The following is a 21,042-nucleotide window of genomic DNA, read 5'->3' on the forward strand; positions in this document are numbered from 1 at the left end:
TGGTGCCACTACGGCTCAATCTTTTAGTGGAGGAGGCGGCGGCGGTTTCTTCGCCGACGGAGGAGGCGGAGGAACTTTGACTGCATCTGGCGGCGGAGGCGGCGGTGGTTTCTTTGCCAACGGAAGCAAACCAGCTGGTAACAGCAACAAAGGCGGAGCGGGAGGAAAAGGCGGAATCTTAGTAGTTTATTTTTCGGAGGACTGACATGGAGCACACTTTTTTGATCTTTAAAAATGGAGAAGAAATCAACTCCATTTTTTCTGACGAATCGTTTTGTAAATCATATTGTGATAAAAACGGTTATACATTCCAGAAAATTGAAGATGCCGATATTGAAAGTGCCCGAGCTGCAAAGGAATCTGAGCTGTCCTCCGCGTGTAACGCCACTATTGTGTCCGGCGTGGATGTCCAAACGACCAAAGGAATGGAGCATTTTGCATTGCAGGAAACCGACCAAATCAACCTGACTACCGCATATAACGCAATCCTCTCCGGCGCTACGGCGTACCCATACCACGCAGACGGTCAGCTCTGCCGTATGTTTACGGCAGATGAAATCAAAGCTGTCTCCAATGCGTCTATTGCTCACAAGCTGTACCACACCACTCTTTGCAACCACTTACTTACGTGGGCGCGGCGAGCTGAGACTCAGGAGGAAGTGGAAAGCATTACATACACAGCGGAGGGCCTGCCGGATGACCTTGCAGCCAACATGGCGCAGGTTTTGGCGGCGTCACAGAATGTCTAAGGCCGGGCGCCGCGTCCTGTGCATGCTCTTGTGGACATGGGGCGGTGCGGTCTACTTTCTGATGGAAGTAGCCTGGAAAACAGCTACGGGACGTCCGGAACAGATCAGCTGGACAATGCTTTTGGTGGCGATTTTGTTGAGCGCCGCCGTGGAACGCTGCGGATACCAGTTGCCATGGGACGTGCCATTGTTTCTGCAAGCGCTGGCGTGCTCTGTGCTGGTTACTGCTGTGGAGTTTGTTTCCGGCTTGATTATCAACGTATGGTTAGGTCTAGGCGTTTGGGACTATTCACATCTTCCCGGCAACATCATGGGACAGATATGCCCACAATTTTTTCTTGTGTGGTTCGCACTCTGCATGCCTTTTATCCCTATTTTTGACTGGCTCTGGTACGCCGTAGCGGGCGGAGAGCAGCCGCATTACCGCATGGGGTGGTGATAATGTGACAGAGAGTATCGTTGTAGCTTTTATTTCCGGTGGACTGACGCTGTTAGGAGTCCTGATTTCTAACAACAAGCATCAGGCAGTCGCAGATACAAAGATCGAGGAGCTGACCCGGGAAGTCCGGGAACACAACAATTTCGCCAAGCGCGTCCCGGTGATGGAAGAGCAAATCAAAGTTATCAATCATCGAATTTCGGATTTGGAGGAATATCACAAGTAATTACCGGCTTGTGCCGGAGAAATAGAAAGGAGTACATATTATGAACAACATCCAGGAAACCCTGCTGGCCTACACTGCCGGCGAAAAGACCACGGAAGAGGTCAACGAGATCTTCAAAGGTAGCGGCCTCACCTTCACCCCCGGGAAGAATGCCCTGACGGAGGAGGAGATCCGCGCCACCACCATCGGCACCTATCCCGATATGGCCAACGGCTGGGGCCTGCTGGACACCGGCACCGGCTCCATGGACAAGGTATTCCTCAAGGACGGTAAGCTGGACCATGTGGTCAACGAGATCATGCCCAACGGAAAGCCTGTGTCCACCATGTATGTGTACATTGCTGGCCGCCTGTACAACGTTGAGGGCGATACTCTGGTGGAGTACAAGGCCCCCGATACCACTCCTGTGAAGAAGCAGTTTGGCCCCGATACCCGTAAGCGGCCGGAGTATGCCGGTCAGACTGTCCGTGTCGGCAAGTACGACATCACCTACAACGACAAGGGCTACGCCGTAAAGTCCGTGCTGGCGGAGTAAGGAGGGACATACCATGAGTGACAAGACCACAACCTGGCTCCGGGCCGCCGGTGTCCGGGCCGTCAAAACCGTGGCTCAGACCGCTGTGGCCACCATCGGTACCGCTGCGGTTCTGGGAGATGTAAACTGGGTCATGGTGGGCAGCGCGTCTGTGCTGGCGGGGATCCTGTCCCTGCTGACCAGTGTGGCGGGCCTGCCGGAGGTCCAGACCAGCCAATCGGCCAACACAGCCATCTGAGTATCATCAAGAGCCGGGGGCCAGATGGCCTCCGGCTCTTTGCAAAAAGGAGGAACTATGCAATTTGCAGCAACGTATCCGCTGGCGGAGATCCGGCGGATCCAGATCTATCACAACACCAAGGGCTACACGGAGCGGGACCTGGACAAGATCCTGGCGGAGACCGGCGGCAGTTTTATCTTCGGTGGCCCGATCTTTTTGAGCAACCTGCAGGCCTGCTGCCACCTGCGGGGAGACGGCGTCACCTACTGCGCGCCGAATTACACCGCCCGGGTCATGCAGTGGAGCAATGACGCCCAGGACTACCGGATGGGCATTGCCCCCTGCAATGCCGACAACTATGTGGAATGTGTGCATCTGATCGTGGACGGCACACCGGTGAAGCAGCCGCACTATCAGCCGGATATGAGCGGAGAGCGGCCCCGGCAGGCCATCGGCAGCAAGGAGGGGCGCTTTGCCTACATCGTCACCCAGACGGCCTACACGCCGGAAGATCTTCGGGATGTGCTGATGGCCGCCGGGTGGGACGCGGCTATCATGCTGGACGGCGGCGGCTCCGTGTGCTACCGGGACCGGACCGGCGCGGGCTTTGTGGGTGACGGCGACCGGGTGATCCCGTTCTATATCGTGGTGCACCTTCAGGCAGATGTGTCCGATTCGGACACCGCCGGGGACTACGTGGTGACAGCAGAGAGCGGTCTCAATATCCGCAGCGGCCCGGGGACGGAGCACGACAAAGTGGGCGGCTATGCCTACGGCGCCGTGGTGGCCGTCCAGGCCGTCCGGGACGGCTGGGGACGGACGGACAAGGGCTGGGTGTCCATGGCCCATGTGAAGCCCGTAGATGGCGCCCAGACGGGCTTGACGGACAACGGCCTGACTATCATTCAGGACCTGATCCCCTGGGGAAGATCCAACCGCCCGGGCGGCAGCAATCCGGATTCCTACATTACCATCCACGAGACCGGCAACTACGCCAAGGGCGCCAATGCGGCGGCCCACGCCAGCTGGCTGAAAGGCGACGATGCGGCCGGGAAGAAGATCTCCTACCACTACACAGTGGACGACCATTCGATCTACCAGCACCTGCCGGATGACGAGCGGGCCTACCACGCCGGCGACGGCGGCAGCGGCCCGGGCAATGCCGCCAGTATCGGCATTGAGATCTGCGTCAACGAGGATGGGGATTTTGCCCAGGCCACGGTCACTGCGGCGGCGCTGGTGCGGCTGCTGATGCAGCGGCACGGCATCCCCCTGGCCAACGTGGTGCAGCATAACCACTGGAATGGGAAGGACTGCCCCAAGACCATCCGGGCCACGGCGGGCGCCTGGGAGGCATTCCTGACCCTCTGCGGCGGGGAGGTGTCCCAGGGCCGGGACACAGAGCTGGAGGCCGCTGTGGACGTCCTGGCGGCCGCTGGGGTGATTGACAGCCCCGACCGGTGGAAGGCGCTGGAGTACACGGACGCCAGTGTCCGGATGCTGCTGATCAAGATGGCCAATCACTTGTAATCATACTTAGAAGTATGTTACAATACATAGCTGTTGTGGCCGCCGTAGTGTACAAAAACGGTGGAATGTATGTGGCGCAGTGGGTTGACCGGCCCCTGCTAAGGGAGTAGGGTGTCTAATAAACGCCGCGAGGGTTCAAATCCCTCCTTCTGCGCCACGTGGCCGCAAAGTTTGCTTTGCGGCCACGTTTTTTTACAGCGAATTTGCAAATGATAGATTCTTCCTAAAGGAAATCTACTTGCAGTATTAGGAGGAAGCGGGTATGGAGTGTGACAAGCTGTTGAATCTGGCCATGGATCTGGGGTGCAGCCTGATGAAAAGCGGTGCGGAGATCTACCGGGTGGAGGAGTCTGTTTACCGGCTGCTTGCCGCCTATGGAGGAGAGGATGCCCAGGTATTTGCCATTCCCAGCTGCCTGATCATCAGTCTGCGGGCGGCAGACGGCCATCCCGTTACCCGGATGCGCCGGATCCCCGCTCATGGTACGGATATCGAACTTTTGGAGCGGTGCAACGCCCTTTGCCGGAGCCTTTGTAAAACAGTCCCGCCGCTGGAAAGCGCCCAGGAACAGGCCGCTGGCCTGCAGCCCCAGTGCCGGACTTATCGGCCCGCCCAGACCATGCTGGGGTATGGATTGGCTCCTGCCTTTTTCACCCTGCTCTTTGGCGGTGGATTCCGGGATGGAGTGTGCGCGCTCCTGAGCGGATTAGCAGTGGGACTCTGCCTGCTGTATGGAGCCCGGTGGTTTGGAAATAACCACTTTCTGCGCACGGTATGCTGCAGCGCAGTTGCCTCTCTGGTCTCTTTGGTACTGGTAAGGTTGGGACTGGGCGTGAGTGTAGACCTCATTACCATTGGCGTTTTGATGCTGCTGGTGCCGGGCGTGGCCCTGACCAACGCCATGTGGGAAATCGTGGCGGGGGACACCTATTCCGGTATCAGCCGCACGGCCGAGGCCATTCTGGCGGCTACGGCCATTGCACTGGGGGCAGTGGTAGGCCTTGGGATTGGCCGGATCCTTTAATGAGGAGGGGAGCATATGGAAATTTGGTCTGCATATTTGCTGCCCAGTGTATATGCTTTTGCAGCCTGTGTGGCGTTTACCTTTGTATTCAATATTCACGGCTGGGGAAAGCTCATCTGCGGCGTAGGCGGAGCCATCGGATGGCTGGTGTATCTGCTGTGCGGAGAAGATATCCTGGCGGCGTTCATCGCTGCGGTGAGCATAGGCATTTTCTCAGAGGTCATGGCCCGGGTACGCCGGTGTCCCGTTACCGGATATCTGCTGGTGGCGTTGCTTCCTCTGGTGCCCGGCGGCGGCATCTATTATGCCATGAGCTACTGTGTGGCGGGGGAGACCCAGCTCTTTCTAAGTGCCCTGCTTCACACCCTGGGGATGGCTGCAGCGCTGGCGGTAGGCGGGATCCTGGCATCCTCCGTGTTCCGCAGATTGCTCCAACGGGTGGAGCGGCTGCGCAGGAGCTGAGGCCGAAATAGCAGGAAGTGCCGTTTTTCGCTTTATTTCGATGAATTGCTTGACAGAAAAATCCCGGTGGGGTATAATTTTCCCATTGTTGTTATTTAGGAGGAACATCTATGGGATATTTGATTGCCATCAGTGTCTATCTGCTGGCACTGGTGATTTACGGACTTGTAATCGCCCACAAAAAGGTCAAGACGGCCGATGATATGGTGACCGGCGGACACCGGATTCCCTTTATCATCCTGGTGGGCAGCCTGCTGGCTACCTGGTGCGGCGGCGGCGGTATTACCGGCTCCGCCGGCGTGGTGTATACCGGCGGCCCCTGGGTGGGCGCCATCACTTTTGCCGCACCGCCTATCGGCATCATTTTGCTCTATTTCATTGCAGGAAAGGTTCGTAAGTCCAATAAGGTGACGGTGCCGGAGATCATGGAGGCCCGCTACGGCAAAGCCGCCAGCATCATCTCCGCCCTGTGTGTGATGCTGGCCTATGTGGGTGTGCTGGCTACCCAGCTCAAGGCCGCGGCGGACATTCTGGTGCTGCTGTGCTCTTCCAGCGGCGTGGAACTCTCCCACGGTATGGCTCTGACCATCTGCACCGTGGTAATCGCGGTGATCACCGTGGGCGGCGGCCTGGTGTCTGTCGCCTATTCCGACGCCGTCAGCGCCCTCATCATGATCGGCGGCTTCTTCCTGGCCATTCCCTTCCTGATCAGCGTGGCCAACAGCCAGGGTGCCGTGCTGCCGGAGGCCAAGACCACCATTACCGGCGGTATGTCCGGCGTGGAGATCCTGGGCTACTTCCTGCCCTCCCTGGCCCTGATGCTGGGCGACCAGAATATGCTCCAGCGCTTTGCCTCCGCCAAGAACAGCGACGAGGCCAAGAAGTCCAACATCGGCATGTTCATCGGCGAGGTCCTGGTGATCATCAGCATCATCGCCCTGGTGACCGAGGCCGCCAAGCTCTATCCCTCTCTGGAGACCCCCTCCAACGTCATCTTCCAGGTGGCGGTGGACTACCTGCCCCTGGCCTTCGGCGCCCTGGTGATGTGCGCCTGCATGGCCTTTATCGTCACCACGGCGGACAGCTATCTGCTTTCCTCCGCTACCAACCTCACCAACGACATCTACGAAAAGTACATCCGCAAGGATGCCACGGACAAGCAGAAGATGCTGGTGCTGCGGGTGACCATTGTGGTCTTCAGCGCTATCGCCGTGGCTCTGACGCTGTATTTTCCCACCGTGCTGGCCCTGCAGATGACTGCTTACACCATGTACGGTGCGGCCATCACCCCTGCGATCCTGTTTGCCCTGTTCTCTAAGCGGGTGACCCCTGCCGCGGGTCTGGCAGGCATCATCGTGGGCGGACTTGCCACCATTGTGTGGACGCTGATGGGCACTCCCGGCGGTGTACAGTGTGCCATCGTGGCAGTGCCGGCGTCGGTGATCGCCATTTTGCTGGTGAGCGCTGTCACCAAAAGCAGCGACCCCGCTCGGTCTCTGGATGCCCTTTATACGGATAACTGACCACAAGGGGCAGAAGGGATTCCTTCTGCCCCTGTTCATTTGAATGATCATTTCTCATTTACAAAGAAAGGAAGATGCTGTATGGAAGATCCGCGGATCCGCAAGCTGGCCCGGTTCCTGATCCGGGGCGCGGTAGAGCTGAAAGCAGGGGAGAAGATCCTCATTGAGCTTCACGGCAGCGAGACGGGACTGATGAAGGCCCTGGTACAGGAGGCTTATGCTGTGGGCGGCAAGCCCTTCATCCACATTTTTGACTATGCCGTGGAGGGCGCTCTGGTCCAGGGGGCCGACGCGGAGCACATGGAGGAGATTGCTTCCTATGAGCTTGCCCGCATGAAGGATATGGACGCCTATATCGACATCCGGGCCACCACCAACATCAGCATGTGGCATAACGTCTCCGATGAGGCCCAGCGCCGCTACCGCCAGTATTACTGGGGGCCCATTCACCTCTCCGAGCGCTGCAACCACACCAAGTGGTCTGTGCTGCGCTATCCCAACGACGCCATGGCCCAGCTGGCTGGCGTCTCCACGGAGGAGTATGAGGATTTCTACTTCAAGGCCTGCCTGGTGGACTATGAGAAGATGGGCCGGGCCATGGAGCACCTGGAGGCTCTCATGGACAAGACGGACCGGGTGCACATCGTGGGTCCCGGTACGGACATCTCCTTCTCCATCAAAGGTATCCCCAGTTACGGGATGCACGGAAACCGCAACATTCCCGACGGTGAGATTTACACTGCGCCGGTGAAGGACTCCGTCAACGGCTATATCACCTACAACTGCCCCTCTCCTTATGACGGGTTCCTGTTCCGGGACGTGTATCTGGAGTTCCGGGACGGTAAGATCGTCAAGGCCACCAGCAACAACACCCCCTATATGAACGAGATCTTTGACATTGACGAGGGCGCCCGCTATATCGGTGAGTTTGCCCTGGGCGTCAACCCCGTCATCAACCACCCCATCGGAGATATCCTCTTTGACGAGAAGATCGCCGGCAGCTTCCACCTGACTCCCGGCAACAGCTACGACAACACCTCCAACGGCAACCACTCTGCCGTCCACTGGGATCTCATCCAGATCCAGACGCCGGAGTACGGCGGCGGTGAGATCTGGTTTGACGATGTGCTCATCCGCAAGGACGGCCGCTTTCTTCCGGAGGAGCTTCAGTGCCTGAACCCGGAAAACCTGCTGGATGAAGATGGGGAGGCGCAGTGATGGATACCGTGGTCGACCGCCTGGTGCGGTATGCAAAAGTTTACAGCGAGAGCGACTATTATGGCCAGAGCGGTACCCCCAGCGCCCAGCGGGAATTCGATATGGCCAATCTCCTGGTGGAGGAGCTCCACGGCATGGGTATCGACAATGCCTTCGTGGATGAACACTGCTATGTCTACGCCTGGGTGCCGGCCACGCCGGGGTATGAGCACCTGCCCGCCATCGGCCTCATCGCCCACATGGATACCACCCCGGACATGACGGGCAAGGACGTCAAGCCCCAGATCCTCCACTACGAGGGCGGGGACCTGGTTCTCAACCGGGAGCAGAATATCGTCATGGAGGCTGCCCGATTCCCGGAGCTTGCCAAGTTCGTGGGTCAGGATCTGGTCTGCTCTGACGGCACCACACTGCTGGGAGCCGACGACAAGGCGGGCATCGCCATCATCCTCCAGGCGGTGGAGGAGCTGCTGGCGGAGGGAGCACCTCACGGAAAGATCTGCCTGGGCTTCACACCGGACGAGGAGATCGGCCGGGGCGCCAGTAACTTTGACGTGGCGGGCTTCGGCGCGGACTTTGCCTATACCCTGGACGGCGGGGACATCACGGACTACGAATACGAGACCTTCAACGCCGCCATGGCCACAGTCACGGTCCACGGCTTCAGCATCCATCCCGGCACCGCCAAGGACAAGATGAAAAATGCCCTGCTGATTGCCATGGAGTTCAACGCTTTGCTGCCCGCTCTGGAGACGCCGGGCCACACAGAGGGATATGAGGGCTTTTTCCACCTCCAGGAGCTGCACGGCAAGGTGGAGCAAGCAAAAATGGTTTACATCATTCGGGACCACAGTATGACCCGCTTCCAGGAGCGCAAAGCACTTTTCCGGAAGGCCACGGAGGAAATGAACCGCCGCTATGGGGACGGTACCGTGGAAGCAGAGGTAGAGGATCAATATTACAACATGTATGAGGTTCTCAAGGACCGTATGGAGATCGTTGCACTGGCAGAGGAGGCCATGCGGGCGGCAGGCGTCGATAACCCCACCCACTCTCCCATCCGGGGCGGCACCGACGGGTGCATGCTGACCTACAAGGGACTGCTGTGTCCCAATCTTCCCAGCGGCGGCCATAACGCCCATGGACGGTTCGAGTTCGCCCCGGTGGAATCCCTGAAGACCGGTGTGCGGACCGTGAAGGCCCTGGTTTCCCCGGAGCTGGTGGAGCAGGTTATTTTGAAAAAGGAGTGCTGATGGGTATGTATGAAGCGCGGATCCAGCGGGTGCTGGCGGCTATGAAAGCCATGGGACTGGAGCAGATGATCGTCTCTGATCCCGACAGTATCTGGTATCTGACGGGCTACTATGTGTATCCCTTTGAACGGATGCTGGTTTTGTACCTGCGAAGCGACGGGAACCACATCCTGTTTTTGAATAAGCTCTTCCCGGTGCCGGAAGCTCCCTATGAGCAGGTGTGGTTCTCCGATACGGATGACTACCTTTCCAAGCTGGCGGAGCGGGTGGACGGCAATGCACCCCTTGGCATTGACAAGGACTGGCCTGCCCGGTTCCTGCTGCCGCTGATGGCGGCGCATCCCGGCTGCCGCTGTGTGGTGGCTTCCGACTGCGTGGACGATGTGCGTGCCTGCAAAGACGAGACGGAACGTCAGCTGATGCGGGCTGCCTCCCGCATCAACGACACCGTCATGGAGCGGGCTGCTGCGTTCATGCGGGAAGGCGTTACGGAGCGGGAAGTGGCCGATTATATCAACGCCCAGTATGCGGCGGAGGGCTGCGACGCTGCGGCTTTCCAGACCATCGTCTCCTTCGGCGCCCATGCGGCGGATCCCCATCATGAGGCGGATCAGACCCCCCTGAAGGCCGGTGATTGTATCGTCATCGACATGGGCTGCCGGAAGGACCGCTACTGTTCCGACATGACCCGCACCTTCTTCTGCGGGGAGCCGGATCCCAAGTACGCGGCTATTCACGATCTGGTGCGGGAGGCCAATGAGATCGCCGAGTCCCTGATCCGGCCCGGTGTGCCCCTGTGTGAGCTGGATAAGGCGGCCCGGGATCATATTGCTGCCGCAGGCTATGGGGAGTATTTCACCCACCGCCTGGGCCACTTTATCGGCCAGACAGACCACGAGAAGGGGGATGTCAGTGGTACCAATACCAAGACGGCCCAGCCGGGTATGATCTTCTCCATTGAGCCTGGCGTGTATTTGCCTGGAGAATTCGGTGTCCGGGTGGAAGATCTGGTACTGGTGACGGAAGATGGCTGTGAGATTTTGAACCACGTGGACAAGCACTGGCGGACTGTGGGTTGAGAGGCCTGCCCGCTGACAGAAAAAGGAGCACCTCCGCCCGATTGGGCAGAGGTGCTTTCTTAATATTCTTAATATTGATGAATGGCCCGCACCGCTTCTTGTGTAGTGTTTTTCGGATAGAGCTCAAAGCCGATGAGACCCCGATACCCGATTTCCTCCAGACAGGAGAAGATCCGGTGGTAGTTGATCTCTCCGGTACCCGGCTCATGGCGGCCGGGGGCGTCGGCCACGTGAACATGGCCCAGCTGGCTTCCGCAGGCCCGGAGGTGGCCGCACAGGTCACCCTCCTGAAGCTGCATGTGGTAGACATCAAAGAGCATTTTCAGCAGAGGAGAGCCTACCATGGCAGTCAATTCCGCGGCGGTTTGTGAGGAGGTGAGAAAATTCCCCGGGTGATCCGTGACGGTGTTCAGCGGCTCCAGATTCATCCGGATGCCGGTAGCCTCCGCCAGTTTGGCGCAGGCGCAGAGCCCATCATACAGGGTGACCAGCTTTACGGCGGCAGAGAGGCCGTCACAGCGATCCGCAACCATGCCGCCGGGGCCCAGAGCGTTGGAATGGATGGTGAGGCTCCTGACTCCAATTTGCCGGGCCGTCTCTGCTGACCGGTGGAGAAATTCCTGATAGGCAGTCCTGTGAGCGGGATTCACCAGGGAATAGGAGGCATCCCCGTTGAAAGCGGCGATCCCTACACCGGCACGTTCTGCCGCTTCTTGGACAGCACTCAGATTCTTGTCCTCCCAGCTCCAGAACTCCACAAAAGGAAATCCGTCCGCTGCGGCGGCCTGGAAGCGCTCCAAAAAGGGGAGTTCCTGATACATACACTCAATACAGGCGGATTTTTGCAGGGTCACAGTGCCTCACGCTCCTTTGTCCGGCATGAAACAGGCCGGAGATCAGTTTCATTTTGGCAGCAGGGGATGAAATTGTCAATGATGAGTGGGATTCAAGCTGAAAAAGATTTGCGAGAGAGGCGGAAGTGATGGTACTGCTGCGCAGCTTCAGGAAGAACAGACTACGCTTTGCGTTTGAGGCGGCAGAGCCCAAATCGGCTCCGCAAGAATCAACTGCGGGAGAGAGCAGGGGCAGTGTGCAAAGAGGAAGCCGGTGCCCAGCACCGGCTTCCTCTCAGACATAGAATAGATCAGTTGCAAGACCTCTCAGATGGAGGCCGGGGGATCTCCGGAGGCGTTTTGCTCCGTACGCTCTACAAACTCCTTCAGACGGGAGAATGTCTCATCACTGAGGTCGTGCTCCACCTTACAAGCATCTTCTGCTGCTACAGCGGGATCCACACCCAGTAGGACAAAAAAGCGGGTAATGGTCTTATGACGTCCATAGATCCGGCTGGCGATCTCCAGTCCGCTTTCGTTGAGCGTGATGCTTCCGTCGGTATCCATGGAGATATAGCCGCTCTCCCGCAGCTTTTTCATGGCAATGCTGACACTGGGCTTGGAATATCCCAGTTCATTGACCACGTCGATGGATCGAACCTGACCGCGCCGCTCCCGCAGAACCAGGATGGATTCCAGATAATCCTCAGCAGATTCATGAATGACCACGTGCGGTCACCTCCTTCATACAAGAGATATCCTTATGTTAACAAGAATACAGTTGGAATGCAAGCCGATTTTACGGGAAGAAGCCCTTGCAATCAGAAAAGAAAGTTTGTAGAATGCAGGGAGAAAGGATGCGATCATAGGTGAAGAAGAGAATCTGGCTGGGAGCCCTTTTGGCGATTCCGGTACTGGCGGTGCTGGGTTACGTAGGTTATGCCGAGGCGGCGTACTACCGGCTGGAAGACAGGCTGGCGCTGGATGTGGATCATCAACAGGGGGACCAGGCGCAGCCGGATACGGAGTATACGCTCCTATCCTATAATGTGGGATTTTTGGCGTACAGCGCCGATTACAGCTTCTTTATGGATGGGGGCGAGGAATCCCGGGCCAGAAATCCCCAGGCGGTGGAGGCCAACGGCCAGGGGGTACTGGAGACTGTCCGGGAAGTATCTCCGGATTATCTCTTCATGCAGGAAGTGGATGTGGATGCTACCCGCTCCTGGCATATCGATGAGGTGGAACTGCTGACAGGGGAACTGGCGGACTATAATCGGATTTTTGCGCAGAACTATGATTCCCCCTATCTCTTCTGGCCTTTGACGGTGCCGCACGGGGCGTCTCGCTCCGGAATCGTGACGCTCTCCCGCTGCCGAGTGGAGAGCGCTCTGCGGCGCAGTCTTCCGGTGGAGACAGGGTTTTCCAAATTCCTGGATCTTGATCGTTGTTACAGCGTCTCCCGGGTACCGGTGAGCAATGGACGGGAACTGTGCCTTTATAATGTCCATCTCTCTGCCTATACCACTGACGGTTCCATTGCAACCGAGCAGCTGGCCATGCTGCTGGAGGATATGGAGGAGGAGTACCGATCCGGAAATTATGTGATCTGCGGAGGAGATTTCAACAAGGATCTTCTGGGGGATTCCGGCAGTATATTCGGAGTTTCCGGCGAGGCATATACCTGGGCCCAGCCTTTCCCTGAAGAGTTAGTACCGGAGGGGATCTCCCTGACTGCCCCACTGGATGAAGAACACCCGATCCCCTCCTGCCGCAATGCGGACAAGGCATATGACCCGGAAACATCCTTTGTCCTGACAGTAGACGGCTTTCTGGTGTCGGATAATGTGGAAGTGACCGGCGCGCAGGTGGTGGATACCGGGTTTGCCTGGTCTGACCACAATCCGGTAAAGCTGGTTTTCCGGCTGACGTAATACTTGGTGCCCTTAAAAAATTTTAGAAAAATCGAAAAATGGTGTTGACATTTTAACCTGTGCTTGCTATACTAAATCCTGTTCTGACGCGGTGAACAAAAAACACTGCTGAAAAGAAACAGAATATGGGGGTATAGCTCAGCTGGGAGAGCGCTTGACTGGCAGTCAAGAGGTCAGCGGTTCGATCCCGCTTATCTCCACCAACGAAAACTGAATATGGTATGTGGGGGTATAGCTCAGCTGGGAGAGCGCTTGACTGGCAGTCAAGAGGTCAGCGGTTCGATCCCGCTTATCTCCACCAAAAAGCCTGAAATCGTAAGATTTCAGGCTTTTTGTATATATACGTCCGGCAACAGTTAGGATCTGCGAAAAGAGGAGCCCATACAGGGCTCCTTTTTTATTACGTTCAAAATCAACCGCCATGCCCGGAGGAGCTGACGGGGGCACTTTTTTGCGCTTAAGAGGTTTTTGCACTTCCCAAAAGAGATCTTGTAATTTAGTGTTCTTGTTACTTTTTCACGGATAGGAGTAGGAATCCTCGATACAATACAGATATTACAAAACGAGCGGAGGATTTGGTATGAGGAGACATGATTTGACGGCGAAGCAAATTGAGGATTATGGGGAGTACCTGCATGCAGAGGAACGCAGTACCGGTACAGTGGAGAAGTACCTGCGGGATGTAGGGGCATTTGTCCGGTTTCTGGACGGCAGACCTGTGACGAAGGAGATGGCTGCAGGATGGAAAGAGGCACTGACTGCTCAAAACTATGCTCCTGTGACAATCAATTCCATGCTGGCTGCCCTGAACGGCTTGTTTCGCTTTCTGGGCTGGGAGGAGTGCCGGGTAAAGTTTCTGAAAGTACAGCGCCGGTTGTTCCGGGATGCAGGGCGGGAACTGGTGCGCAATGAGTATGACCGACTTTTGGAAGCGGCCCGGGCACAGGGACAGGAGCGCCTGGCGCTGTTGATGGAGACCATCTGCGCCACAGGGATCCGGGTCAGTGAAGTGCGGTATATCACGGTGGAGGCCGTCCGGCAGGGACGCGCGGAAGTCTCGTTGAAAGGGAAGATCCGCACCATCCTGATTCCCAGTAAACTTGCTCGGAAGCTGGCGAAATACGCCCGGAAACAACAAACCGTCTCCGGTGAGATCTTTCTCACGGGAAACGGAAGAAGCCTGTCCAGACGGCAGATCTGGGCGGAGATGAAGAGGCTGTGCACAGCGGCGGGCGTGGAGCCGTCCAAGGTGTTTCCCCACAACCTGCGGCACCTGTTTGCCACTACCTTTTACAAGGTATGCAAAGACATTGTTCGCCTGGCTGATGTGCTGGGACACTCCAGCATCGAAACGACCCGTATCTATCTGGTGACCTCCGGTGCGGAGCATATCCGGCAGCTGGATCGAATGGGTTTGGTCTCATAAGATAAAATCAACATTTTGTCTAAAGAATTCGCCGCGTAACACGCTAGTAATTACATATTGCTAGAAAAGTATAGCACAATTTCCAGGGATTTTCAATATCTTTCCAATATTTAACAGTCGTATAAAACGGCCGCTTAAGGGGATCTTTTATGCGGCCAAAATTTGCTGCGCCAAAATCCTCTTAATTTCTTTAATTTTCCAATTTTTGATTTGATAGATAAAAAGCCCCTATCACAAAATGTTGATTTTGTGATAGGGGGGTGATGACTTGCGGGAGACGCTGGAAGCATATTGCGGACGCGCGGAGCGGCCGGATTTACTGGAGCAGTGGGACGTCCAGCGCAATCTTCCCTTGAGCCCAAGTCAGGTTACCCGCGGCAGCAAGCGCAAAGTCTGGTGGCGGTGTGAGTACGGACACTCCTGGCAGGCAGCGGTACATACCCGGACCGGCAGCGGAACCGGCTGCCCGGTATGTGCGGGGAAAGTCCCTGTGGCGGGGCAGAGCGATCTTGCCACCTGCTGTCCGGAGTTGGCCCGTCAGTGGCATCCTACAAAAAATGGAGCGTTGACTCCGGATCAGGTGCTTCCCGGCAGTCACCGGCAGGTGTGGTGGATGTGCGGGCAGGGCCATGAATGGCGGGCGCAAATCAAGTCCCGGGTAGCCGGCTGCGGCTGCCCGGTATGTGCAAACCGGAAAATCCAGACAGCGGAAAATGATCTGGCGGCCTGCTATCCGGAGTTGGCCCGTCAGTGGCATCCCACAAAGAACGGAAGCCTCACCCCGGATGCGGTGACGCCGGGATCCCGCCGGAGGGTCTGGTGGATCTGCGAAAAGGGCCACCAGTGGCAGGCATCCGTGGCCTCCCGAACTTCGGGAGGGACTGGGTGCCCGGTATGTACCGGAAAAAAGATCATCCCGGGAGAAAACGATCTTCAAAGTCAGTATCCGGACATCGCCGCCCAATGGGATCAGGAGCGGAACGGACTCCTCAAACCGGATCACATCGCGCCCTGTGCCAACCGGAAGGTCTGGTGGCGGTGCGGGCTGGGACACGCCTATCAGGCGACAGTGGCGGCCCGTACCATGAGTGGCAGCGGTTGCCCCTATTGCAGCGGAAAGCGGGTGCTGGCCGGATTCAACGATCTGGCTACCCGGGAACCGGAGTTGGCCCGTCAGTGGCATCCTGATCTAAATGGGGTCCTGACCCCGGAAATGGTCACAGTGGGGAGCCACCGGAAAGTCTGGTGGATCTGTCCGGAGGGCCACGTGTGGAAGGCGGTGATCTACTCCCGGGCGGGGCCGAGGAAATGCGGCTGTCCCGTATGCGCGGGAGTGGTGCGCGGGAAGCGCGCAATATAACCCGGCGGGGATGGCAAGGAGGCGGATGCCGATGGGAAGCAAAAGCGCACGGCGGCGCGGCCCGGTGTTTCCTGAATAAGCCGGACTTTTTGCGGTCATGAATGATTCAGTGGAGCCGATTTGACTGGATTCCGGATATCGGGTTTTCAGCCGGCGGTCTGCTGAGCATGGGAGAGAGCCAAAAGGCCGCTGTCAGCCAAAATCGAAATGAATGATGGGAGGGACGTGCGAGTTTAAGATGAGACAATAAATCCACAACAGGAGAGGAGTATCTTTCAAATGAAGAAACTGCGAAAATCTCTGAGTTTGCTGTTGACACTGACCATGGTCCTCAGCCTGTTCTGCGGGATGAGTACGGTGGCCCATGCGGCAGCCTTGGACGTAAAGATTTATGATCAGGATGGTATTTCTGTTTCGTTGAGCCGGGAGATTGAACCGGTCATAAAAAAAGATGTAAAATTTACAGTTATCATTGATGGAACTACGGTACTTTCAGAGATGAATGTGTCCGGGGTGGCTTTGACGGCTAACAATCTCTCTGTAGAGGCGGAGGGATATACCGTTACTTATGAAGGCGAGCATACAACGGTAGCTGCCGGGACATTGACGCTGAACGCCAACTTGGATGACGAGTACAGTGTGATTATCAACCTGGCTTCCGAAAAAAAGCAAGACGCCATCCTAATTGCGGATGATAGAACCGAGTATGGTACGTTCCATTGGCAAAAAAACAGTGCGGACAATACGGCTTTTCAGCGTAAAGTGACGGTCTATGTGAACGATGTGGAAACATATACACAAACCGTCAACACCCCGAAAGATTTGTCCAATGGTGGTACCAACAATCAATATTGGTTTACACCCAATGCGCAGGAATTTAAATCAGAATACAGCATGACGCCCCCGTACAGCCTTGGCCAGGTCACGAATCGAGATCTTTCCATTTACCTCACTACCAAATGCGGCTGTGGCCGAGATACATGTCTGTGTGAAGGCGGATGTACCTGCGAAAAGGATTGTACCTGTTCCGCTTGTATGGGTACAAATTTGGGAGATCATCAGATCAACACCGGTTACGGTATAATCGATTATAAAGACACTGTCCTCGGAGGGAAGGGATACCGTTTTACCGTTGAGGTGTATGTAAATGGGCAGAAGGAATTTACCTCACCCGAACTGCGCATACCTGGCAGTTGGCCTGGTGCAGTTAAATTTACGCCGAAAGGCGGATATTTTTACCATGAGCCTAATGGATATGACTTGGATACAGCCATGTCCACTTCCAGCTGGGATTATCTGACCGGAACAGTTACATTCGGCGGTGCCTTGGAAGCAGATCGCGAGTATGATAATATCCTGAGGATCTATCTTTGGACCTTTGAGAATGACGTCCTTCTGGATGTGGAGAGACGGCCTTGGGACAATGCAAGCGAAGTCACCGGATATTTGATCTCCTATGATGCATATGATCCGGCGACTAATACAGTGAAAACATATACTTACGAGGCTACCAGCTTCCTTGCGGCACAGGCTCAGCATGTTCCGTTGGGAACGGAAGTTACTTTAACTGCAATCTGTCCAGAGGGTAAAGAAGTAACAAAATGGTCTACGGCAGAGGGGTACCTGAATGCCGAATTTGATGGAATCAACGGCGGAAACGGTTCAACTGAAGCCTATGGAAATACAGCATATCTGACGGTCAACCAAACCACCGAGAAAAGGATATTGGTATACATTGAGGGAATTCAGAATGTTGTGCCTCCCACGGATGAAGACTTGAAAGCACTGCTGAATGGCGAAATTTCGGTGGTATGTACTGCGGATGAGAATCATACAAAGGCTGATTATGATTTGGATCTTGGCACCGTAACCCGCCCGACCGGAGTCACCGGCAATGCCCTCAACAAGTATGCGTATGAACTTACCATCAAGTCGGATTCCTACGTAAAACAATACAATCAGACTGTGGGGAAGGATCATACGCCTGCAAGTGAGACCAAAACGGTTATATTAGAGTATGATGGGAAGAGCTGGACAGTACAAGCTGGGGATACTCCTGCCGAGTTCAAAGTGGCATGCTCCACTATTCCTGATCCGGCTTATACCCTGACCTATGATGCCAACGGCGGATATTGGGGCACTGCCGACAAGACGATTCAGACGGAGACCGATTTGCCGGCTGGGTCGCATACGCTGAATTATTCCGACACCTCGGCTGCAGCAGACTCTCCGGCACCGACCCATGATCCAGTAAACGGGACTGATATCCTCTTTGTGGGCTGGTCTCTTGCAGAGGAGATGAAAGGCGAGATCTTAGACAAAGATGGTACGCCGATCGGGCTCATTACATCAGGCAGCATCAACATGAACCAGTCCTTCACTGTCTATGCGGTCTGGGCTGAGGATAGCAATGGCAACGATGTCCCCGATTATCAGGAAAAGGCTATCACGGTTATTTTTAATCCAAACGGTGGCTCTATTGCTAGTGGTAATGCGAGCGTTACCTTAGAGCCGTTCCCGGATAAACCTACGTATGGCACCGCTCCCACGGTAACGCCTCCCACCGGTCAGGAATTTGTCAACTGGACGCTCCAGGGCGATCCCACCGAATCGCTTGGAGATAAGGCCTATTTTACCTACAAGACCATCTTTGAGATGACTGGCGGTAAGAAGACCCCGGTGACCTTTGAGGCCAACTATCGGTCTTCCAATGCCATTACCATCACGCCCGCTGACATCACCATCTATATGGGCGGTGACGGCTATGAGGGTACCGTGACGGATGAAGAGGGAGATATGGCTGGAAGCGGTACCAAGAACGGCTTCCCGGAGCCCGGATTTACCGTCACACTTCCCGCAAGCCTGAAAGACGCCGATATGAGCAAACTGTTCCTCAGATATGAGGAAGCAGATGTTGTGTCTTACACCTGGAAGTTCGAGAAGTACGGTGAGGGAAATCATAATATCTACCGGATCGTTCCTGTTGAAGGAACGGCAAGCCGTCCCGTCCGGTTGGAGTTCAAAAAGGGTGATTTGATCATTACGGAAGACGCCTTTGATGTTAACCTGAATTTGAACCAGACGCTGGATATGACGGTTTACGGCGAAGGAATCGATCAGGAGCTGGTTTCCTTCGAGTATGAGGGAGAAAAGTACGATATTTCCGTGGGAATCGGCAAACTCACCGTTCGCGGCACCAGTGACCAGGTGCAATACGGTGTGGTAAACGAAGAGATCACAGCTGGAGCGCCCGGCCTGGAAGCTGAGAGCGGGACTACCTATATGGTCAACGACAGTACCGTGACCGTGGAGGATCCCAGCGGTATCGCCCTGCTCTTTGACGATGTGATTGAAACCAATACGGTTGAGAATGTCACCAATACGGACTTGCTGAAAAAAAGAGCAGATACATATCTGGGCGGCGCTGATCCCGACCGCCAGTATGAGTTCAAATACTTGGATCTGGTGGATCAGAACAACGGAAACGCCTGGGTGAAAGCGAATGGGACACTGACCGTTTACTGGCCTCTGCCCGCCAATGCCGATCCGGATACGCTCCAGATTCTGCACTTTGCTGATGTCGACCGGAGCACAGAGGCAGATGACATAGCGGACGAAATCTCTGGATGTGATGTTGAAGAGGTCACAATCAAAGAGGTAACGGGCACCCATGTCGTCTTTGAGGTGACCAACAGCAGCTTCTCTCCCTTTGCGCTGGTGTATGAGACGAAGACCACCCCGCCGCAGGAAACGGTTACCGTGACCTTCAAGGTCGTCAACGGCACCTGGAGCGACGGTACCAGCAGCAACATAAAGGTGTCGGTGACCAAGGGTGAGTCCTTGACCCGCGACCAGATCCCCACCGGCATGAAGCCGAATTCCGGCTACAAGAAGCCCGGTTCCTGGGATACAACACCGGATACCAACAGAAAGCTCAACGACAACGTTACCTATACGTACACCTTTACCAAGTCCGGCGATACTGAACCGGAGGATGAGGACTGCATCCTGTACTTTGAATCCAATGGCGGTACCGAGTTCGAGAAGATCGACAATGGGAAAGATTCTTTCCGCATCAATCCCTACAGCGATTCCAAGTACGGTCAGCATATCCCCAGCCGTCCGGGCTACCGCTTCACCGGGTGGTATCGCGATGAGGATCTGAAGAACCGGATCGATGGTACGTTCAATGTCTATACCATTGTGACCATCTATGCCGGGTGGGAGCGGACTTCCGTGCCCTCCATGCTCAATGGTGATGACCACTACGCCTATATCCAGGGCTACGCGGACGGTACGGTACGGCCTAACGCCAACATCACCCGGGCTCAGGTGGCAACCATCTTCTTCCGGCTGCTGGACGAGGATGTGCGCAGCGATTATCTGACCACCTACAATACCTTCCCGGATGTGAATGCCGATTATTGGGCCAATACCGCCATCTCCACCATGGCATCTCTGGGCGTGATCAATGGCCGCAACAGTGGCCTGTTTGATCCTGACGCCTACATCACCCGTGCGGAGTTTGCGGCTATCTGCGCCCGCTTTGATGACAGCAATGTCAGCGGCTTCGACAGCTTTACCGATACCTTCGGCCATTGGGCGGAGGAGGAGATCGGACGTGCCGCCGCACTGGGCTGGATCCAGGGCTATGACGACGGTACCTTCCGTCCCAACCAGTACATTACCCGTGCACAGGCTGTGACCATGATCAACCGGGTACTGTGCCGCTTGCCGGAGGATGAGGATGATTTGCTGCCCGGCATGAGCGTCTGGACGGACTGCCGGGAGGGCGACTGGTGCTACCTGGCCATCCAGGAGGCTACCAACTCCCATGACTACGTCACCAAGGATCGCGTCTATGAGACTTGGACTGACCTGAACCGGGCCCCTGACTGGAGCCGGTACGAATAAGGGAAAGCGGGAATACCTCTGAGAAGAACACGCATTCCCAAACGACCCGGGCGGAGGATCCTCCGCCCGGGTTTGCATTTCATTGTAAAAAAACACACGAAGTGCCCAGATGAAAATTGACAAAATTCAACAAAAATGATATCATATTATCTATAAAACATGTGCACTATTTCGCTTGGGCGGAATTGCAAATCAACTTACGGAAAGGAAGACTGGGCAGCGGGAACGGATACAGACCAGTGACTTGCGGTTTTGGGCCGCGGTGTGAGCGGCTTTGTTTGTTTTCTGCGTCGTCCGGTGGGACGGCGCTTTTTTCG

19 protein-coding genes and 2 tRNA genes are annotated in these 21,042 nt (G+C 55.9%); 19 read left to right on the forward strand and 2 right to left on the reverse strand.

Annotation, left to right across the window (positions count from 1 at the left end; genetic code table 11):
• The 13 genes from ACT67G_RS05120 to ACT67G_RS05180 all read left to right on the forward strand — a co-directional run.
• Nucleotides 1-205: hypothetical protein (locus ACT67G_RS05120; protein WP_443663286.1), on the forward strand; the 205-nt coding region annotated here is incomplete at its 5' end.
• A 1-nt stretch (nucleotide 206) separates the two neighbouring features.
• Nucleotides 207-749 carry a DUF4376 domain-containing protein gene (locus ACT67G_RS05125; protein ID WP_443663287.1) on the forward strand — a complete coding sequence of 181 codons (543 nt, stop codon included), beginning with the start codon at nucleotides 207-209 and terminating at the stop codon, nucleotides 747-749.
• Nucleotides 742-1,188: a putative ABC transporter permease gene (locus tag ACT67G_RS05130; RefSeq protein WP_443663288.1), complete on the forward strand. Its 447-nt coding sequence runs from the start codon at nucleotides 742-744 to the stop codon at nucleotides 1,186-1,188. Before ACT67G_RS05125 ends, ACT67G_RS05130 begins: the two co-directional genes overlap by 8 nt.
• Before the next feature lie 4 nt (nucleotides 1,189-1,192).
• On the forward strand, nucleotides 1,193-1,414 hold the full coding sequence (locus ACT67G_RS05135) for a hypothetical protein (RefSeq protein ID WP_443663289.1): 222 nt from the start codon (nucleotides 1,193-1,195) through the stop codon (nucleotides 1,412-1,414).
• Nucleotides 1,415-1,454: 40 nt separating this feature from the next.
• Nucleotides 1,455-1,949 carry a hypothetical protein gene (locus ACT67G_RS05140; RefSeq protein ID WP_443663290.1) on the forward strand — a complete coding sequence of 165 codons (495 nt, stop codon included), beginning with the start codon at nucleotides 1,455-1,457 and terminating at the stop codon, nucleotides 1,947-1,949.
• A gap of 13 nt (nucleotides 1,950-1,962) precedes the next feature.
• On the forward strand, nucleotides 1,963-2,187 hold the full coding sequence (locus tag ACT67G_RS05145) for a holin (RefSeq protein ID WP_443663291.1): 225 nt from the start codon (nucleotides 1,963-1,965) through the stop codon (nucleotides 2,185-2,187).
• Between the two features lie 57 nt (nucleotides 2,188-2,244).
• The gene (locus ACT67G_RS05150; RefSeq protein ID WP_443663293.1) at nucleotides 2,245-3,699 is read left to right on the forward strand and encodes an N-acetylmuramoyl-L-alanine amidase; all 1,455 of its coding nucleotides are present in this window, start codon (nucleotides 2,245-2,247) and stop codon (nucleotides 3,697-3,699) included.
• Nucleotides 3,700-3,961: 262 nt separating this feature from the next.
• Nucleotides 3,962-4,723, forward strand: coding sequence for a threonine/serine exporter family protein (locus tag ACT67G_RS05155; RefSeq protein ID WP_443663295.1), 762 nt, complete (start codon nucleotides 3,962-3,964; stop codon nucleotides 4,721-4,723).
• A 15-nt stretch (nucleotides 4,724-4,738) separates the two neighbouring features.
• Complete coding sequence (locus ACT67G_RS05160; RefSeq protein ID WP_326216466.1) at nucleotides 4,739-5,185, forward strand: threonine/serine exporter family protein; 447 nt, start codon at nucleotides 4,739-4,741, stop codon at nucleotides 5,183-5,185.
• 110 nt (nucleotides 5,186-5,295) lie between these two features.
• A complete protein-coding gene (locus ACT67G_RS05165) occupies nucleotides 5,296-6,708 on the forward strand; it encodes a sodium:solute symporter family protein (RefSeq protein ID WP_443663297.1) in 1,413 nt (470 codons plus the stop codon).
• A gap of 81 nt (nucleotides 6,709-6,789) precedes the next feature.
• Complete coding sequence (locus tag ACT67G_RS05170) at nucleotides 6,790-7,926, forward strand: aminopeptidase (RefSeq protein WP_443663298.1); 1,137 nt, start codon at nucleotides 6,790-6,792, stop codon at nucleotides 7,924-7,926.
• Nucleotides 7,926-9,179: a peptidase T gene (gene pepT, locus ACT67G_RS05175; RefSeq protein ID WP_443663300.1), complete on the forward strand. Its 1,254-nt coding sequence runs from the start codon at nucleotides 7,926-7,928 to the stop codon at nucleotides 9,177-9,179. Before ACT67G_RS05170 ends, pepT begins: the two co-directional genes overlap by 1 nt.
• Before the next feature lie 5 nt (nucleotides 9,180-9,184).
• Nucleotides 9,185-10,258 carry a M24 family metallopeptidase gene (locus ACT67G_RS05180; protein ID WP_325247483.1) on the forward strand — a complete coding sequence of 358 codons (1,074 nt, stop codon included), beginning with the start codon at nucleotides 9,185-9,187 and terminating at the stop codon, nucleotides 10,256-10,258.
• 68 nt (nucleotides 10,259-10,326) lie between these two features.
• Here the strand turns inward: ACT67G_RS05180 and ACT67G_RS05185 are convergent, their stop codons facing one another.
• A complete protein-coding gene (locus tag ACT67G_RS05185; RefSeq protein WP_443663302.1) occupies nucleotides 10,327-11,112 on the reverse strand; it encodes a hydroxypyruvate isomerase family protein in 786 nt (261 codons plus the stop codon).
• A 306-nt stretch (nucleotides 11,113-11,418) separates the two neighbouring features.
• Nucleotides 11,419-11,820: a metal-dependent transcriptional regulator gene (locus tag ACT67G_RS05190; protein WP_326216456.1), complete on the reverse strand. Its 402-nt coding sequence runs from the start codon at nucleotides 11,818-11,820 to the stop codon at nucleotides 11,419-11,421.
• A gap of 140 nt (nucleotides 11,821-11,960) precedes the next feature.
• On the opposite strand from ACT67G_RS05190, the gene ACT67G_RS05195 reads away from it, so the two are divergent.
• The 6 genes from ACT67G_RS05195 (at nucleotide 11,961) to ACT67G_RS05220 (ending at nucleotide 20,725) form a co-directional block, all read left to right on the forward strand.
• The gene (locus ACT67G_RS05195; RefSeq protein WP_443663304.1) at nucleotides 11,961-13,025 is read left to right on the forward strand and encodes an endonuclease/exonuclease/phosphatase family protein; all 1,065 of its coding nucleotides are present in this window, start codon (nucleotides 11,961-11,963) and stop codon (nucleotides 13,023-13,025) included.
• 127 nt (nucleotides 13,026-13,152) lie between these two features.
• Nucleotides 13,153-13,228 (forward strand) — tRNA-Ala (locus ACT67G_RS05200).
• A 22-nt stretch (nucleotides 13,229-13,250) separates the two neighbouring features.
• Nucleotides 13,251-13,326: transfer RNA gene (locus tag ACT67G_RS05205), tRNA-Ala, on the forward strand.
• Between the two features lie 294 nt (nucleotides 13,327-13,620).
• Nucleotides 13,621-14,451, forward strand: coding sequence for a tyrosine-type recombinase/integrase (locus ACT67G_RS05210; RefSeq protein ID WP_443663305.1), 831 nt, complete (start codon nucleotides 13,621-13,623; stop codon nucleotides 14,449-14,451).
• Between the two features lie 268 nt (nucleotides 14,452-14,719).
• On the forward strand, nucleotides 14,720-15,811 hold the full coding sequence (locus tag ACT67G_RS05215; protein ID WP_443663307.1) for a zinc-ribbon domain-containing protein: 1,092 nt from the start codon (nucleotides 14,720-14,722) through the stop codon (nucleotides 15,809-15,811).
• A 279-nt stretch (nucleotides 15,812-16,090) separates the two neighbouring features.
• The gene (locus ACT67G_RS05220) at nucleotides 16,091-20,725 is read left to right on the forward strand and encodes an S-layer homology domain-containing protein (RefSeq protein ID WP_443663308.1); all 4,635 of its coding nucleotides are present in this window, start codon (nucleotides 16,091-16,093) and stop codon (nucleotides 20,723-20,725) included.
• Nucleotides 20,726-21,042 lie beyond the last annotated feature (317 nt).

The sequence above is a fragment of the Dysosmobacter sp. genome (assembly GCF_052306735.1).
GTDB lineage: Bacteria > Bacillota > Clostridia > Oscillospirales > Oscillospiraceae > Oscillibacter.